General features: G+C 73.2%; 1 protein-coding gene. It reads left to right on the plus strand.

Annotated elements, in window-relative coordinates:
• Window positions 1-317, plus strand: a 317-nt coding sequence (locus tag ACEN88_RS35000) for a type VI secretion system baseplate subunit TssG (RefSeq protein WP_413347025.1), incomplete at both ends; no start/stop codon positions are given.

The following is a 317-nucleotide window of genomic DNA, read 5'->3' on the forward strand; positions in this document are numbered from 1 at the left end:
CCACCTGCGCTTCGCGAACAGCCTCGCGCTGGCGTTCCCGCCCAGCCAGATCGAGGCCGCCGCGGCGGAACCCGACGGCTACCGCCTGACGCCGAGTTTCATGGGCCTGCTGGGCGCGCACGGGGCGCTGCCGCTGCACGTGACGGAACGCCTGCTCGCGCTGCCGCAGGACGGACAGGACGCGCAGGCGGCCCGCGCCTTCCTCGACATGTTCAGCACGCGCATGCTCGCGCTGTGGTACCGCGCGTGGCAGAAATACCGCGTCGAGCACCTCGTGGCCGCCCCGCGCGACGCGTTCCTCCCGCTGTTGCTGGCGC

Origin of the sequence: Massilia sp. CT11-108 (genome assembly GCF_047302915.1) — a bacterium.
GTDB classification, from domain to species: domain Bacteria; phylum Pseudomonadota; class Gammaproteobacteria; order Burkholderiales; family Burkholderiaceae_D; genus Telluria; species Telluria orientalis.